The organism is Kribbella sp. NBC_00482, from assembly GCF_036013725.1.
In the GTDB taxonomy this organism is placed as follows: domain Bacteria; phylum Actinomycetota; class Actinomycetes; order Propionibacteriales; family Kribbellaceae; genus Kribbella.
In genome coordinates, this window is sequence record NZ_CP107881.1 from 3,868,189 (window position 1) to 3,884,956 (window position 16,768).

The following is a 16,768-nucleotide window of genomic DNA, read 5'->3' on the forward strand; positions in this document are numbered from 1 at the left end:
CGCGGCAACCGTGACGCGCCTGCCCCGAGGAGTTCGCGATGACCCATCTGGTGGTGCTCGGCCTGGACAGCCGCGATGACGCCGAGCGCGTCATTCAGCTGACCGAGGATCTGGCGAAACAGCAACTTCTCCAGCGTGAGGACGCGGCGTACGCGTACAAGGACGCCAAGGGGAAGGTCCGCATCCAGCAGACCATCAACCTGACCAGCGCGGGTGCCGCGAGCGGTGCGCTGTGGGGGACCTTGATCGGACTGATCTTCCTGAGCCCGATCGCCGGCCTGGCCGTCGGCGCGGCCTCGGGCGCGATGGCCGGCAAGCTCACCGACATCGGCATCAACGACGACCTGATCAAGCAGGTCGGCCAGGAGCTGCAGGAAGGCCACGCGGCCGTGTTCCTGCTCGCCCGGTCCGCCACCGTCGACCGGGTGGTCGACGCGCTCAAGCCGTACAGCCCGACGATCATCCAGACCAACCTGACGAAGGAGCGCGAGGACGAGTTGGTCCAGGCCCTCCAGAGTTGATCCCGCTCCGGCGGAGGAGGTTTCGTGAACACGGTTCCCCGCGAGATCCCACGCGACTTCGATCCGGTTCCTTCGACCCGTTATCGGGTTCGCGTCGGTGTCGCTTCGTTGAAACAAGCAGCGGACGAGGCGGATGCCCTCGCCGTACCGGTCGCTGCCGGCTCCGAGCCACCCGAGGAACTTGGCCTCGATCTGGCCGGGCTGGAGTCCGCCGGTTTCACCGGGCAGCGCGGCCAGACTCTGGTACAGCCGCGCGCCGACGGTCCGGTTCGGGTCGCGGTCGGCATCGGCGGGCGCGGCGAGATCGACGCCACGCTCGTCCGTGATCTCGCCGCGGAGTTCGCCCGGGCCGTGCCGTGGCACCGGAGCCTGGCTGTGGAGGTGCCTCCGGAGGCCTCGTCCGGGGTCGCGGTCGCCGACTTCGCGCAGGCTGCCACCGAAGGCGTGCTGCTGGCGCGCTGGCGCTACTTCGTCGGCCGTGACGCGGATCAGCCCACGCTGGAATCGCTGCAGATCGTGGCCTCCGACGAGGATGTCGCGGCGGCGGAGGCCGGCGTCGAGCGCGGCCGGATCGTCGCGGCGGCCTGCAGCCTCGGCCGCGACCTGGCGAACTGCCCCGCGACGACGCTGTCCGCGGTGAAGATGGCCGAGGTCGCCGTCGACGTCGGTGCGACGTCCGGCCTGGAGGTGGAGGTCTTCGGGAAGGACGAGCTGATCGAGCTCGGCTGCGGCGGCCTGCTCGGCGTGAACCGTGGCAGTGTGGACGCGCCCCGGATGATCCGCCTGCGGTACGAGCCGGCCGAGCCGACCGGCCGGATCGCCCTTGTCGGCAAGGGAATCATGTACGACTCGGGCGGCATCAGCCTGAAGCCGAGCGACGAGTCGCACGCGCAGATGAAGAACGACATGACCGGTGCGGCCGCCGTACTCGCAGCGATGACGGCGTTGCGGGATCTGGGCTGTCCGACGGCCGTCACCGGCTACCTGATGTGTACCGACAACATGCCGTCCGGATCGGCGATGAAGCTCGGCGACATCCTGACCATGCGCAACGGTACGACGGTCGAGGTGCTCAACACCGACGCTGAAGGGCGTCTGGTGATGGCCGACGCGCTGGCGCTGGCGACCGAGGAACCGGTCGACGCGATCGTCGACATCGCGACCCTGACGGGTGCGTGTCTGCGGACGTTCGGTGTCGAGATCGCCGGTGTGATGGGCAACCACCCGGCCGTGGTCGAGCAGTTGCGGCGCGCGGGTGACGCCGTGGACGAGCCGGTCTGGGAGCTGCCGCTGCACCGGTCGTACCGTACCCAGCTCGACTCGACGATCGCCGACCTGACGAACATGGGCGGCATCAACGCCGGCTCCATCACCGCCGGGCTGTTCCTCGAGGAGTTCGTGGACGGCAGGCCATGGGGCCATGTGGACATCGCTGGTACGGCGCAACTTCCGGCGGCGCGCACGTGGCGGAACAAGGGCGCGACCGGCTTCGGCACCAAGTTGCTGATCGAGTTCGCCCTCCGGTTCACACCGCCGGAGAAATCGTGAACGCGAAGACGGTCGGGGACAAGCCCGCCAAGAAGCCCGCCAAGAAGAAGGGCGGGATGCAGCGCGTCCTCGACGGCATCGAGCGGGTCGGCAACAAGGTTCCGCACCCGGCGCTGATCTTCCTCGCGCTGATCGTGATCGTCATCGGCCTGTCCCAGATCCTCTCCTGGGCAGGGACGAGCGTGACCACCGAGATCGCCGAACCGGCGACGGTTCAGGTCGCGCCCGAGTATCCGGGCGGCACCAGCGTCGCCGGCAACGACGCTCCGGCGGCGCCCGCGGTGCCGGAGTACGAGGTGAAGAAGGAGACGATCACCGCCGAGAGCCTGCTGACCGGCGACGGCATCCGGTTCATCTTCACCACGGCGGTGCAGAACTTCAACGACTTCGGCGTGGTCGCGGTGATCCTGGTCGCGATGATCGGGGTCGGGGTCGCCGAGGAGGCGGGGCTGATCGCGGCGCTGATCCGGAAGATGGTGAAGGTGGCGCCGAAAGCGGCGATCACGTTCATCATCGTGCTGCTCGGCGGTATCTCGAGCGTCGCGTCGGATGCCGGCTACCTGGTGCTGATCCCGCTCGGCGCGGCGGCGTTCGCCTCGCTCGGGCGACATCCGCTGGCCGGTATCGCGGCGGCGTACGCCGGGGTCAGCGCGGCGTTCTTCGTGAACGTGCTGATCACTCCGGCGGACGGCATCATCACCGAGGTCACCAACGAGACGGCCGCGCTGGCGGCTCCCGGCGTAGAGCTGAACGTCACCCACAACTTCTTCTTCAGCATCGCCGCGACGCTGTTCTGCGCGGTGGTCATGACGATCATCACCGAACGCATCCTGGAGCCGCGGCTCGGCAGGTACGACCCGGCCGAGGCGCCGTCGGACGCGCCGGTCGACCACCAGCCCACCGAGGAGGAGATGCAGCTGGAGTCCCGCGGTCTGCGGTGGTCGGTCTACTACCTGCTGGTGGCGGTCGCGATCGTGTCGGCGCTGACGTTCATTCCCGGCGCCCCGCTGCGCAACCCGGACACCGGCGAGATCTTCGGGTCGTCCCCGTTCATGAGCAGTCTGCTCTTCATCATCTCGATGCTGTTCCTCGCCGCGGGCCTCGGCTACGGCCGCGGCGCGAAGTCCCTGACCGGCAGTACGAACGTCATCAACGCGATCGTGAAGACCTTCAACGGGCTCGGCGGGCTGATCTTCCTGATGCTGCTGATCGCACAGTTCATTGCCTACTTCAACTACACGAACATGTCGACGCTGGCGGCGACCGGCCTGGCCGACCTGCTCGAGCGCGCCGACATCGGAGCACTGCCGCTGCTGATCGGCTTCATCCTGCTGGTGTTCGTGATCGACCTGATCATGCCGGGCGTGATCCCGAAATGGGCGATCCTGGCGCCGATCTTCATCCCGCTGTTCTACCGGCTGGGGATCGCGCCGCAGACCGTCATCGCGGCGTACCGCGTCGGCGACGGCCCGGCGAACGTGATCACGCCGCTGATGGTGTACCTGCCGTTCATCGTGCTCGTCTGCCAGAAGTACCGGAAGAAGGCCGGGATGGGCACCGTGGTGTCGATGATGCTGCCGTACACCGGCATCGTGCTGGTGACCTGGACGCTGTTCTACATCGTCTGGTACCTGATCGGGATCCCCTGGGGCCCGTCCGCTCCGGTCCACCTCGGCTAGGGCGTCGGCATGGATGACGGCACCCTCAGCCTGATCATCCTCGGGGCGGCGGTCGTACTGTTCGTGTGGAACAGGCTGCCCGTCGATGTGGTCGCTGTGCTGGTCGCCCTGGCGCTCTGGGCGACCGGCGTGCTGGGTTTCACCGAAGTCCTCGCGGGCTTCGGCGACCCGGTGGTGATCTTCATCGCCACCCTGTTCGTGGTGAGCGAGGGAGTCGACTCCACCGGCGTGACCGCCTGGGCCGGGCAGACGATCGTCCGGTACGCCGGAACCACCCGGACCCGGCTGCTGATCGCCGTGACGGCCCTTTGTGCGGTGCTGTCGGCCCTGATCACACTGAACGGCGCGGTCGCGGCGCTGCTCCCGTTGGTGGTCATGCTCGCGATCCGGATCGGGCAGCCGCCGTCGCGGATGCTGATGCCGCTCACGTTCGCGGGCAGCGCCGGTTCGCTGCTGATGCTGACCGGAACGCCGGTGAACATCATCGTCTCGGAGGCCGCGAGCGACGCCGGTGCAGGGCCGTTCCCGTTCTTCTCCTTCGCCGTCGTCGGTGTTCCGCTCGTCGTCGGCACCATCGCCATCGCGGTGCTGCTCGGCCCGAAGCTGCTGCCGGCGACCCGGCCCAGCCATCCCGCCGCCGATCTCGCCGTGCACGCGGAGACGCTCGACGTGCACTACGCCGTCCAGGACGGCTTCTACCGGCTGCGAGTGCGTGAGGTCTCACCGTTTCTCGGACAGAGCGTGGGCGACGTCGACCTGACGGCGTACCCCGGTGTTGCGATCGTCGGCGTGCAGGACGCACAGGGCCGCAACCGTACGGACGCGGCGATCGATGTCGGCGACATCCTGGTCGTGACCGGGCCGTCGGAGCTCGTCGGCAACCTGACCGCCGACCTGATGCTCGCGGTCAGCATGGCGCCGGTCGACCATCTGCTGACCCGTGAGGCCGGCGTGGTCGAGGCCGTGATCCCGCCGCGGTCGGCACTGGTCGGCGAGACCGTGTTCCCGGGGATGCATCGCGGCCGCGACCTGGTGATCATCGCCGTACAGCGGATGGGCAAGGACCGTGGCAAGCGGCACACCCAGTTGGCCGAAGGCGACGCGATCCTCGTCCACGGCCCGTGGGCGACCCTCGACGAGCTCAGCCGGGACCGGGACATCCTGCTGGTCGATTCTCCGGAGCAGGTCCGGCGCCAGGCCGTGCCGTGGGGGTCGAAGGCCTCGGTCGCGCTGGCGATCGTCGGGGCGATGGTCGTGCTGCTCGCGACCGGCGCGGTACCGCCCGCGATGGCGGGTCTGCTGGCGGCGACGGCGATGGTGCTGACCCGGGTGGTCGGTCCACGTCAGGCCTATCGCGCCATCTCGTGGCAGATCGTCGTCCTGATCGGCAGCCTGATCCCGTTGTCGGGGGCGATCCAGTCCAGTGGCGGAGCGGACCGGATCGCCGACCTGATCGTCGACGCGGTCGGGCCGGGCCGGCCGTACTTGTTGCTGCTGGCACTCTTCCTGCTCACCGCCGCGCTGGGGCAGATGGTCAGCAACACCGCAACCGTGCTGATCGTCGCACCGATCGCGGTGGCGGCGGCCGAGGGCACCGGGACGTCGGTCAAGCCGGTGCTGATGCTGATCGCCGTCGCCGGTGCGGCCGCGCTGCTGACTCCGATCTCCACGCCCGCGAACATGATGATCATGAGCCCCGCGGGCTATCGCTTCGGGGACTACTGGAAGCTCGGCCTGGTGGTGATGGCGTGGTGGTTGCTGACGGCACTCGTCATCGTTCCGCTGGTCTGGCCGTTCTGAGATGTCCGTGGACAGGTACGTCTCGACCGGCGGTCTGCCCGACGGGCCGACCGTCGCCGACCTGGTTCAGGCGGCGTACGAGCGCTTTCGTGACGTCGGCGACGGCATCGTGTCGGACGTGTATCCAGCCCTGGCCCGCGTCGATCCGGGCAGCTTCGGCGTCTGCGTCGCGGCGACCGACGGCCGGCTGTACGAGGCGGGGGAGGCGCGCCGGCCGTTCACGATCATGAGTGTCGCCAAGCCGTTCGTCTTCGCCCTGATGGGTCAGGCGGTCGGCGTCGACGCCATCCGCGAACTGGTCGGCGTCAACGCGACCGGGCTGCCCTTCAATTCGATCCAGGCGGTCGAACGGTCGCCGGCGGGACGTACCAATCCGATGGTGAACCCCGGCGCCATCGCGACGACCAGCCTCGTCCCGGGCCGATCGCTGGACGACCGCTGGCAGTTCGTCGTCGACGGTCTGTCCCGCTTCGCGGGTCGTGAGCTCGGTCTGGACCGGGACGTGCTGGAGTCGGCCTTGGCCGCGAACCATCGCAACCGCGCGCTCGCAGCACTCCTGAAGAGTGTCGGCGGACTCGACGGCGATCCTGTCGAGGCCACCGAGCTCTACACCAGGCAGAGCTGTTTGAGCGTCTCGGCGGCAGACCTGGCGGTCATGGGCGCGACGCTGGCGGACGGTGGCGTCTGTCCCGTGACGCAGGAACGGGTCGTCGACGCGGACGTCGCCCGGGTGACGCTGGTGGTGATGGCGATCGCGGGCCTGTACGAGACCTCCGGCGACTGGCTGCTCGATGTCGGAGTGCCGGGAAAGAGCGGGATCGGGGGCGGCATCGTGACGGTCTCGCCCGGTAAGGGCGCCTTGGGAACCTTCGGGCCGCGGCTGGATCCGGCCGGCAACAGCGTCCAGGGCCAGCTGGTGGCACAGTTCCTGGCCCGGCAACTAGGCCTGGACCTGCTCGCCTCGCAGCCGGTCGCGCCGGCCTCAGGGGGCGGCCAGCGTGAGGCTGGTGGTGGCTGAGGTGCCGGCCCTGTCGTACGTCAACGCGAGGGTGTCCCCGGCCTTGCGGGTCAGTGTCGCGACCACGATCTGTTCACTGCTGACGGCCGGAGCGTCGTCGATCTTGGTGATGACGTCGCCAGGCTTCAGCCCGGCCTTCGCGCCCGGCCCGGTCGCGGCGAGGACGAAGAGCCCGCTCGCGGCGCCCGACGCCTTGGCCAGCGCCGCTGGGATCTCCTGAACCTGCAGCCCGGTGGTCGGATGTCCCGGCTTGCCGGTCCGGATGAGCTGGTCGGCGATGGGGTTCGCGAGATCGATCGGAATCGCGAAGCCGAGGCCGACGCTGCCGCCGCCGCTGACACCGGAGGCGTTCGGGACGGTGGCGATCGCCGCGTTCACGCCGACGAGTTTTCCGGCGCAGTCGACCAGCGCGCCGCCGCTGTTGCCGGGGTTGATGGCCGCGTCGGTCTGGACGGCGCCGATCAGGTGGTGGGTGACGCCGTCGCCCGGCACCGGCACGTACCGGTCGAGGGCGCTGACGATTCCCGACGTGACCGTGCTCGCGAGCCCGAGCGGGGCCCCGAGCGCGACGACGGGCTGGCCGACCCGCAGATCTGCTGACGAGCCGAGGCCGATCACGGGATAGCCCTTGGCCTCGTCGGCTGCCTTCAGCACCGCCAGATCGGTGCTGGGATCACGGCCGACGATGACCGCGCCGGAGCTGTGGCCGTCGCTGTACTGGACGGTCACCGTGCCACCGCCCGCAGCCGGTGAGATGACGTGGTCGTTGGTGAGGATGTAGCCACCGTCGCGGAACACCTGCCCTGAGCCGGTGCCGCCCTGGACGCCGCGGGTCGCCGAGATGGTGACGATCGACGGCAGGATCTGGTTCGCGACCGGGATCGCGGCACACATCGCCGGATCGGCATCGCCCGGGCCGGCGGCCGGTGCGGCGTTCGCCGTGTCCGGGCTGCGCCGGATGCTGACGACGATCAGCGCGATCACGAGCGCGGCGACGATCACGCCCTCCACGACGGCGATGATCAGCAGCCGGCCGGGGCCGGCTGTGGGTGCGGGCTGTGGCGGTCCGCCGTCGGCCTGGGACATCACGACCTCCCATCCCGGGAACCATCCTGACAATAGGTACGGCGGGCGTCGGTCAGGTCACCCGATCCGGGCGACCCCGGCGGGCTCGGACTGGTCGGGGACGGATGCCGCGCGGTCGAAGTACAAGTAGCCGACTGCCGCGGCGACGAGTGGCATCGCGACGGCGAAGAGCAGCGACGACACCAGGTTGATCAGCGTCGGCTGCCAGTCCGTTGCGAGCAGCAGCACGATTCCTGCGACCGGTCCGATCGCCAGGCCGAGCCCGGCGACGATCGTGAGCTGGCCGGCGGTTCGCCACCACCGTCCCTTCGTCAGGTGCCGGCTGCGTTTCAGCGCCGTACTGGAGGACGCCTGCTCCGCGATCACCACGGGTACGGCGAACGCCCGGCTGACCGCGTAGTAGACGGCCAACGGAATCGTCGCTCCGACGACCGTGAGCACAGTGATGACCGCGAAGTACCGCAGCGCCACCGCGGCCAGCGGCCGGGCGTGCGATCGCACGTCGTGCCAGGTGAAGGCGGTTGTCACCGGGACGCTTCGGTCCAGCCGGTCGAGTGTCGACGTGACCGCGGCGAGGAGTACGACGTACGTCACGACCGTGAGCACCGTGATCGCGAGGGCGAGCAGCGAGGCCCAGATGCCGGTCAGGTCCTCGGTCGGGGCGCCCAAGTCGGCCGGCGAATCGTGCCGGGCCGCCTGAAGTTCGGCCAGGACCAGTGTCGCCAGGCCGAGGACGACGAAGGCGGCGGCGAATCCGCCGAAGAGGCCAGGTCGCTGCCGGAACAACCGGAGCGCTGCCGCCACCGTCTGTCCCCAGGCGCGCTGGGCCCTGGCAGGTAATGGATCGGCGGGCGTCCAGCGGGTCCGGCTCGCGGCGAACCAGATCAGTGCGACGACCAGGGTGAGCACCAGGCCGAGCAACCAGGGCCGGTCGAGGGTCTCGCGGAGCAGGTTCGATCCGGTCGCGACCGCCGTACAGAAGGCGCCGGTGCTGCTCGGCCCGAGGATCCGGCCGGCCGGTACGGTCGTGCTGTCGTCGCGCCAGGTGGCCTCGGCGTCCTGGATCGGCCGCACCCACGACGTCTTCTGGCTCGGCCCGGTCGGTCCGTCGAAGAACGAGCGCTGCCGTTCACCCCACCGGCCCTCGAAGCCCAGCCAGGGGTACTGCTTCAGGTAGTCGGCGCGCGCCATCGGGACATACGCAACCTCGGGCCTGAGTTCGGTCGCCGGCCTCGTCGTGTCGTCACAGCCGAGTCCCTCCGAGCCGCGACCGAGGTACAGGCGGCGGCCGAACTTGTTGGCGTGCGAACCAGCCGCGGGGTAAACCACCGGATGCGTGCCGTCGGAGATCTCGAGCTTGGCGTCGCCCCACCGCGCGCGCTCGGCACCGCCGTGCTGGCTGAACCCGACCGCCGTCGGGCTCGTCGTCAGGGCGGCGGCCGGCGTCGCCGCGTCGAAGATCAGCCGGACGGACTCCCAGTCACCTTCATGCGTGTTGTTGTAGTCGTTGAAGATGTAGAAGAACCAGTACTCCAAGGACAGCTGATCCGGGTGCGCCGGATCGACGACCACGTGGGCGTAGACGGTCGCCGGGTGCGTTCGGTTGATCCGCGCCGACCACTCGGCGTACCCGCAGCCGGGACGCAGCGGATCGCCGGGGAAGTCCAGGAAATGGCCGGGGTACGCACGGCTGAGGTCGGTGCCCTCCGGCTGGGTCTTGACGAGGTCGGGTGGTCGCCAGGGCCCGCGAAGGGCGACCTGCTGATCACCCAGGACGGCTTCGACATCGGTGGGCTGGAACTGCTCGCCGTACGCGCAGTTCTCGCCGCCCTGTTGCAGCCGGACCACCGGTGCGTAGCGGTCCGCGAGGGCGTGTGCCGCGGTGTCTTCCGGCGAGTCGGCGGCTGCGACCTGCTCGGGCAGGACGAAGAACAGGAACGAGGCCAGAGCGAACATCAGCGGTCTTGCGCCCGGCGTCAGCATGCGAAGTCACCTGTTCCAGGTGAGCCGCCGCCGCCACACCAGAATCACCAGCAGTCCGACGAGGACGGGCACGAGTTGCACTGCGACCCGCCAGACGATCAGCCCCGCGACCAGATCGGTCGCCTCGATGGCGCTGTGGTCGGACACGAAGGCGGCGTACGTCGCGTCCAGCACTCCGGCCCCCATGAGAGGCAGCCCGGTCAGTGGGTAGACGACCATGAAGCTGCAGATCATGAGGATCACGGCCGTGCTGTCCAGCGGTACGCCGACGAAACCCAGGCACAGAACCAGGACACCCGCTTCGATGACGATCAGGGTCAGCTGGCTGAGTACGGCGAGCCACCCGCGCTCACTCATCCGGCCTGCGCTGTGCGACTGGAACGAGACCATTCGCTCTTCCCAGACGTCCGGTCCCGGACTGGACGGTCGCACCCGCTGGATCAGTCGTCCGAGCAGCCGCCCGATCGTTGCGGCCGTGCGTTCGGCGCGGAGCGCGTACAGCAGGCCGCCGAGCAGCACGACGGCCCCCGCGCCGAACAGCAAGCCCGACCAGGCGAACGGGGCGTAGAAGTCGCGCGCCGCCCAGAAGAGCAGGAAACCCAGGCCAGGCGCGGCGAGCCGGGCGACGTAGAACAGGGTCGTGGCGAGTGTCAGGCCGGACGCCGCGTCGGTGGTGTCGATACCCCACGAGCGCAGCATGGCCAGACGCAGTACGACATCGCCGGGAGAGGGCGCGATCGTGGCGACGGCTGACGCCGCGACATCACTGATCATCGCCCGCAGGTAGCTGAGGCCCGCGATCAGGAGCGCGAGCGGAGCTGCGAGGACGGAGCGGCGGATCAGCATGGCAACCACCAGCACGGCGATCTGCCACCCGCTGAGATGGGTGAGCGCGTGGCCGACCTCGCCCCAGTCCACACCACGCAGCAACCGCAGGAGCAACCACGCCGTGACCGCGACGAGGACGAGCCGAATCAGCCGCACCAGCGGCTTCGGGATCTTCCGCCGAGCAGCTCGGTGAGTTGGCATCGACTCGGCCACGGTTCCCAGCCTGCTGCCCGGCGCCGCGACCACCATCCCCCGATCCGGGGGAACCGAGTCGGGGGCTGGGGCAGCAGAGTCGTGCCGAGGGTCGTGAAAGGGGCGCCCCATGGGCCACTACGTCATCCGGGTGCAGGGAACCTTGTCGCGGGATCTGACCGACGCGTTCCCGTCACTGACCGCGGATCCGGAACCCGCGCAAACCGTTCTCCACGGGTATCTCGCCGACCAGGCAGCGCTGGCCGGCATCCTGAACCACCTGAACATGCTCGGGATCAGCATCCTCGAGGTCCTGCACGTACCGCCGTCGAACGGTCACTGAGCCGTGTGGCCCGTCGCCGGCGCCGTTCTTCCGCAGGCGATGGCCATCGCCCTCAGCCCGGTGCCGATGATCTGTATCGTGCTCGTGCTGCTGTCCCCACGTCCGGTCAGGGCCGGATTGTGCTTCGCTGCTGGGTGGATCGCGGCTCTGACGGTCGCGGTCGGCCTCGTGGCCTGGCTCACCGACACGGTCGCGGAGGGCCACGAGGAGAGCACGCGTGACGGTGTCGACGTACTGCAGTTGGCGGTCGGCGCATTGTTCGGAGTCCTCGCCGTACGGTACTGGCGGAAGCGTCCGGAGCCTGGAACACCTCCACCGCGACCGGCCGTCGTCGATCGCATCGCGACGCTCTCGCCGGCGGGTCTGGTGCTCACCGGGGCCGCTGCGGCGCTGGCGAACCTGAAGAACCTCCCACTCGTCCTGAGCGCCGGCGGCCTCCTCGGTGGATCCGGCCTCGGAGCCGCCCAGCTGATCGGCGCGACGGCGATCTTCGTCGGTACGGCGTCGCTGACGGTCCTGGCCCCACTGCTGGCTGTCGTGGTGATCGGACCGACCCGATCGGTCCGTGCCCTCCGGACCCTCGAGACCTGGCTCCTGGCCAACCTGAACACAATCACCGTCGTCCTCCTAGTGATCCTCTCCACAGTCCTGCTCGGCCAAGGCCTAGACCTCTTCCGCTGAGACGGACCAGGGTTGTCAGGTTCGGGACAGGAGTTCGCGAGCCAGGGCCTGGCCCCACCACTCCTCGATGCGGTCGGGCGTCCAGCCGCGTTCGGTGCTGAGGGTGGTGTACACGTCGATGTTGCAGATGGCCGCGTAGACGTCGACGGCGGTCTGTAGGTCCAGGCCGGTTCGAAGAGTGCCGGGCGGCCAGGACGAGAAGACCTGGATCCGGGTTTCGTCGCCCCGCTTGCGGCCGTCGCTGTAGGTCGTGGCGAGCTCGGGTTCGTTGCGGCTCCCGTCGCGAATCAGCAGGATCACGTCGCCCGCGCGTTCGAACAACCGCCGGTCGTACGCCGCCATCGCTGCGAGCTGTCGCTCAGGGTCCGCCGCTGCCGCCTCCAGCTCCGCGACCATCTGCGCAGCGTCGGCGGCCAGGTCGGCCGAATCGGCCACCGCCCGGGTCAGTCCGACCTTGTTCCCGTACGCCGCGTAGACCGTGGGCACGGAAACCCCGGCCTCGCGCGCCACCTCGCGCACGGTCGTCTCCGCCCAGCCCTTGGTGTCGAAGAGCCGGCGGGCGGCGCGGGCGATCTCGGCCCGCGTCTCCATCGCCTGCGTCGTCCGGCGCAACGAGTCGTACCGACGGCGGCTCTGCTCTGCGTCCATGCCTTCTCTCTTTGACTTTACGCTGCCTATAATCAATATATGACGAGTAGATCCAAATTAGACGCCCTGGCCTTCTCCCGGATCGGCGGCATCGCCGCCATCGCCTTCGCTGCCCTGATCGTCCTCGCCAACGTGATCATGATCCCCGCCGGTCTGCCACTCACCGGCGCCGACCTCGGCGAGGTCACCGCGTTCTTCGCCACCGAGCGCCTCGCTGTCGGCATCGGCTCCGCGCTCACCCCCGCCGCCTGGATCCTGGCCACCTTGTTCGGCGCCGGCGCTCTTGCTGCGCTGTGGCGCTCCGAGCGTGACCGCCGAGATGCGTGGTCAGTGGTCGGGCTGGCCGGTCTGGCACTTCAGAACGTCACCTTCGGCGGAGTCGTCGCGACCCGCCTCGCCCTCACCTCGACCGCCCCGCACGACCGCTCCGCGACCGCGGCCCTCTGGGCGTTGCACGACGCGGTGTTCACGCTCAATGGAACGTTTCTCGCGCTCGCCCTCCTCGGCCTGTCCATCGGCGGCCGGCGCAGCGGCCTGATCCCGCCGTGGCACAGCGCCTTGGGGCTGCTCGCCGCCGCACTGCAGTTCAGCTCGGCCACCCTCGCCTACTGGGTGATCGACAACGGCGGACTCCTCGGATTCCTCGGTCTCCTCGGCTGGCTGATGTGGGTCGTGTGGATCGTCGCGTACGGAATCGTTCTGATCCGGCAGGCCTCCGAGACCCCTGCCCGGGCGAGTATCGCTCTGTGAGCCTCGTAGAACCCCGCAGGTCCCAGGAGCGGGTGTTCCTACGTCCGCTCGAACTGGCGGATGTGGCGACCTATGTGTCGTGGGGTAGTGACCGGCGCTTCTGTGAGCACGCCGGTTGGACAGTGGATCGGTCTGCGGCCGAGCTCGAGGCGCACTGGCGCGCGCTGATCGAACAGCCGAAACCGGACCACCTCCGTCGCGCGGCGGTCGCCGGGGACGAAGTGGTTGGGTACGTCGATCTGGCCGGGGCGGAGCCGGATCGGCGGGAACTGGGGTATGTCGTTGGGCCTTCTGAGCGTTGGGGACGCGGGTTGGGCGGGATCGTCGCGCAGCTCGGGGTCGAGTACGGGTTCGACGTACTCGGGCTTCAGGAGATCTGGGCCGAGGCGGTGGATGCCAACCGGGCGTCGGTGCGGATCTTGGAGTCGCTCGGGATGACGGAGATCGGGCGCGGGCAGGACGAATCGTTCCTTGGGGCCGCGAGCTATTACCGGCGCTTCGCTGTCCGAAGGGCGTGATGGATTACGGTGTGCGTCGAGCTGCGACGTACTAGGAGGTCCACGGGGTGCCGGATGTGTTCGCCGGGCGGTTCGAGCTCATCGACCCGATCGGGGCCGGTGGAGCGGGAACGGTGTGGCGGGCCTGGGACCGGCGGCAGGAGCGGCTGTGCGCGGCCAAGGTGCTGCGGCAGCGCGATGCCGGTGCGCTGCTGCGCTTCGTGCGTGAGCAGGGGCGTCGGCTCGACCATCCGAACGTGTTGTCGCCGTACGGCTGGGCGGCCGATGACGACATGGCGTTGCTGGCGATGGATCTCGTCGGTGGTGGCTCGGTGGACAATCTGGTGGCGGACTTCGGGCCGCTGCCACCGCGGCTTGCTGCCGAACTGTTGAGCCAGCTGCTCGGGGCGCTCGACAAGATCCACACCGCGGGGGTTCTGCATCGCGACGTCAAGCCCGCGAACCTGTTGCTCGAGACAACGGGGACTGCGCGGCCGGTGCTGCGGTTGAGCGACTTCGGGATCGCGATCGCGCTGGGGGAGCCGAGGCTGACGGTTCACGGGACGGTTGTCGGTACGCCGGGTTACCTGGCTCCTGAGGTACTCGCCGGGGCCGCGCCGTCGCCGCGGCAGGATCTGTACGCCGCCGGCGTGACCGCCTGGCAGCTGCTCACCGGCGAGGAACCTCCCGAACGCGGCTCCCTGCCGGCCCGTCCGCCGGATGCCACCGACGCGATCTGGGACGTGGTCGCCGATCTGACGCGACCTGACCCCACCACCCGCCCAGAATCCGCAGCCGAAGCCCTTGCCGCCCTCGCTCCATCCCTTGCCGAGCCTCTCGCAGTCCCTGCCCACACCCCTGACGGCGAACTCATCGAGGTCTTCGACCACCTACCCCCACTCGACTCCACCCACCCAACCCCCACCCTGCAGGACCCACCGCCCGAGACCGAAGAACCCCCACCAGCGCAGGAACACTCGACGCGCGGTGGTGCTCGTAGGGGTGGGCGGCGTAGGGCGGTTGCTGTTGCAGTGGGTGTGATGGTTGTTGGGGGTGGGGGTGCTGCGTTGCTGGCGGTGATTGATCCGTTCGGGGATTCGCCTCCGCCGGCGGGTGCCTCGCCGTCGCCAACGACGACCCCCGTCACACCGACGACGCCGGCTACTCGGTCGGCGGATCCGGAGATCCGGGTCGGACAGTCGTGTGGGTGGCAGGCTGCGGGCTCGTTCGAGACGGCTGCTGACGGCACCCGGGTTGAGTGCCGTCAGCGCGGATCGTCCTACCTCTGGGTGAAGATCAGTTAAGTGGGGCGGCGGTTGCGCAGGATCAGGGCGATCGCCACACCCGCCACGGCGAGCAGCCCAGCGGCTCCTCCGATCACCCACGGAAGCGCAGAGTTCGAGTCGTCCGAGCCAGCCCTGCTGTCGATCGGTCCGCTCGCAGTGCCCGAGCCACCCTCCGGCGTTGCGGACGGGGAGCTGCTGGGCGTCTCGCTCGGCGTCGCCTCCGGCGTGCTGCCCACGGCGCTGTACTCGGGCCCGCTCACCTTGGTGCCGGCCACGGCCAGGTCGATCTTGACCGGTACGCCGCCCGCACCATCGGCCGCACCGAGCTTGACCATGATGTAGTACCAGCCGTCGACCGCCATCTTCCGGATGTCGGCGGCGCCGCCCTCGCGGTTCAGGTACATCACCCGCGTCGTAGCGATCGGCTTCCCGTCGAACGGCAGCGTCATCGTGTTCCCGGTGTACGCCGTGGTGTCGCTGTCGATCTCGTCCCGCACCGGGTTGAACAACGACGTCGCGACGTTGACGGTCTCCCCGTCCGGCACCCCGCCGTACGTGATCCGGTACGCGAGCCCCTGGCCCCAGTCCAGCTTGACGCGGTAGAACAGCTGCTCGCCGTAGTACACCGTCTCGGCGTACCGACCCGGACCAGCCAGCGTGGTGGCCTCGTTGAACGACCCGCCGCCGCGGACCGCCTGACCGGCCCCGGCCGGCTGCCCCGCGAACTCGACGCGCGCGGCCTGCTCAGGGTCGCCCGTTCCGCCCGTGACCGGCGGCTCGACGCGGACCAGCAGCTCGACCGGCACGCGGTCGGTGCCCTTGTTGTCGCGGGTGAGCCGCAGCGTGTAGCGGCCCGCCTCGTCACAGGTCCTGCTCTGGCTGGTGCCGTCCGCCAGTTCGTCCCAGCGCAGCACCGTGCTCAGGCTGCCGCCGTCGGCCTTGGCACGGGTGTGCAGTTGCCGTTCGCGCTTGTTGCAGTCGGCGCCGCCCGGGCCGGTGATGCGAATGTCCAGGGCTTCGATGTCGCGGACGTTGCCGCGCGGGAAGATCGCCGTACCGGCGAAGTACAGCGTCTCGCCCTCCTGCAGATCGACCGCGTAGAAGCGCTCTTCCTGCGAGTTGAGAGTGTCGACGTACTGCCCGGGGGCGACCAGCGGCGCCGTGGTCGGGTCGTTCGTCCCGGTGACCGGCTTGCCGATCGGCTCGTAGTGCCGCAACGCCCGTTCGGTGACGCGGCCGAGTACGCCGGTGAGCGTGCTGGCGTCGTCGGCGTCGTGGTACGTGCCGCCGGTGGTCTGGGCGATACAGGCGAGTTGCGCGCGGGCGGCGGCGCCGACCCGGAAACCGATGGTGTGGACGTGCAGGTCGATGCCCTGCCGGTGCAGCTCCTTGGCGACCTCGCACGGCTGCGGCGGTGCGCAGGTGTCCTCGCCGTCGGAGACCAGCACGATCGAGCGCTGCCCTTCCTTCGGGAGCGCCGCCGCGGCGGTCCGCAGCGACTGGCCGATCGGCGTGTAGCCGCGTGCCTGCGCGCGGCTCACGGCGGCCTTCAGTGCGGGCTTGTTCACGGTGCCGACCGGCTGGACCACCTGGACGTCGCGGCAGCCGGCCGCCTTCTCGGACCCGGCCGACCCGGTGCCGGTGCCGTAGACGGTCAGCCCGACCTGGGCCTCGGCCGGAAGCCCGTCGACCATCGTGGAGACGGCGCGCTTGGCGGCGTCCATCCGGGTGCCCGTGCCGCCGGCGTCCTTGGCCTTCATCGACCCGGACGAGTCCAGCACGACCATCACCGGCGAGTACGGGTCGGCGGCCGGTGTCGCGGCTGCGTTTGCAGACGTTAACGCGATGGCGAGCCCGACTACGGCCAGCAGTGCAGCGCGGCGTATCATTGCTACTCCCAGTGTTTGC

15 protein-coding genes are annotated in these 16,768 nt (G+C 69.5%); 10 read left to right on the forward strand and 5 right to left on the reverse strand.

Annotated features, from left to right (window positions below):
- The first annotated feature begins 38 nt into the window (after window positions 1-38).
- Genes OHB24_RS19070 through glsA form a run of 5 tightly spaced genes read left to right on the forward strand, consistent with a single transcriptional unit; the run spans window position 39 to window position 6,566 of the window.
- Window positions 39-521, forward strand: coding sequence for a DUF1269 domain-containing protein (locus OHB24_RS19070; RefSeq protein WP_327640408.1), 483 nt, complete (start codon window positions 39-41; stop codon window positions 519-521).
- Between the two features lie 24 nt (window positions 522-545).
- Entirely contained in the window at window positions 546-2,069 is a 1,524-nt protein-coding gene (locus OHB24_RS19075; RefSeq protein ID WP_327640409.1) for a leucyl aminopeptidase family protein, read from the forward strand.
- Window positions 2,066-3,748, forward strand: a complete 1,683-nt coding sequence (locus OHB24_RS19080; protein WP_327640410.1) for an AbgT family transporter — start codon at window positions 2,066-2,068, stop codon at window positions 3,746-3,748. The genes OHB24_RS19075 and OHB24_RS19080 overlap by 4 nt, the downstream gene beginning before the upstream one ends.
- Before the next feature lie 9 nt (window positions 3,749-3,757).
- Entirely contained in the window at window positions 3,758-5,548 is a 1,791-nt protein-coding gene (locus tag OHB24_RS19085) for an SLC13 family permease (RefSeq protein WP_327640411.1), read from the forward strand.
- 1 nt (window position 5,549) lies between these two features.
- A complete protein-coding gene (gene glsA / locus OHB24_RS19090; RefSeq protein ID WP_327640412.1) occupies window positions 5,550-6,566 on the forward strand; it encodes a glutaminase A in 1,017 nt (338 codons plus the stop codon).
- Here the strand turns inward: glsA and OHB24_RS19095 are convergent.
- The 3 genes from OHB24_RS19095 to OHB24_RS19105 are packed head-to-tail and all read right to left on the reverse strand — an operon-like array spanning window position 6,531 to window position 10,676.
- Window positions 6,531-7,652 carry a S1C family serine protease gene (locus OHB24_RS19095; protein WP_327640413.1) on the reverse strand — a complete coding sequence of 374 codons (1,122 nt, stop codon included), beginning with the start codon at window positions 7,650-7,652 and terminating at the stop codon, window positions 6,531-6,533. The two genes, glsA and OHB24_RS19095, sit on opposite strands and share 36 nt — an antisense overlap.
- 57 nt (window positions 7,653-7,709) lie before the next feature.
- Complete coding sequence (locus tag OHB24_RS19100; protein WP_327640414.1) at window positions 7,710-9,635, reverse strand: hypothetical protein; 1,926 nt, start codon at window positions 9,633-9,635, stop codon at window positions 7,710-7,712.
- Between the two features lie 6 nt (window positions 9,636-9,641).
- Window positions 9,642-10,676, reverse strand: coding sequence for a lysylphosphatidylglycerol synthase domain-containing protein (locus OHB24_RS19105; protein WP_327640415.1), 1,035 nt, complete (start codon window positions 10,674-10,676; stop codon window positions 9,642-9,644).
- Between the two features lie 109 nt (window positions 10,677-10,785).
- On the opposite strand from OHB24_RS19105, the gene OHB24_RS19110 reads away from it, so the two are divergent.
- Window positions 10,786-10,998, forward strand: a complete 213-nt coding sequence (locus OHB24_RS19110; protein WP_327640416.1) for a hypothetical protein — start codon at window positions 10,786-10,788, stop codon at window positions 10,996-10,998.
- A gap of 3 nt (window positions 10,999-11,001) precedes the next feature.
- A complete protein-coding gene (locus OHB24_RS19115) occupies window positions 11,002-11,679 on the forward strand; it encodes a GAP family protein (RefSeq protein WP_327640417.1) in 678 nt (225 codons plus the stop codon).
- 15 nt (window positions 11,680-11,694) lie between these two features.
- Here OHB24_RS19115 and OHB24_RS19120 read toward each other — a convergent pair whose 3' ends face one another.
- Entirely contained in the window at window positions 11,695-12,327 is a 633-nt protein-coding gene (locus OHB24_RS19120; RefSeq protein ID WP_327640418.1) for a TetR/AcrR family transcriptional regulator, read from the reverse strand.
- 39 nt (window positions 12,328-12,366) lie between these two features.
- Between OHB24_RS19120 and OHB24_RS19125 the strand changes: the two genes are divergently transcribed.
- From OHB24_RS19125 to OHB24_RS19135, 3 genes are read left to right on the forward strand one after another with little or no spacing between them, the layout of a single operon-like run.
- Window positions 12,367-13,077, forward strand: coding sequence for a hypothetical protein (locus OHB24_RS19125; RefSeq protein ID WP_327640419.1), 711 nt, complete (start codon window positions 12,367-12,369; stop codon window positions 13,075-13,077).
- Window positions 13,074-13,595, forward strand: a complete 522-nt coding sequence (locus tag OHB24_RS19130) for a GNAT family N-acetyltransferase (RefSeq protein ID WP_327640420.1) — start codon at window positions 13,074-13,076, stop codon at window positions 13,593-13,595. The genes OHB24_RS19125 and OHB24_RS19130 overlap by 4 nt, the downstream gene beginning before the upstream one ends.
- Window positions 13,596-13,642: 47 nt before the next feature.
- Window positions 13,643-14,878, forward strand: a complete 1,236-nt coding sequence (locus OHB24_RS19135) for a serine/threonine-protein kinase (protein WP_327640421.1) — start codon at window positions 13,643-13,645, stop codon at window positions 14,876-14,878.
- Here OHB24_RS19135 and OHB24_RS19140 read toward each other — a convergent pair.
- Entirely contained in the window at window positions 14,875-16,749 is a 1,875-nt protein-coding gene (locus OHB24_RS19140) for a vWA domain-containing protein (RefSeq protein ID WP_327640422.1), read from the reverse strand. The genes OHB24_RS19135 and OHB24_RS19140 overlap by 4 nt on opposite strands.
- Between the last annotated feature and the right edge of the window lie 19 nt (window positions 16,750-16,768).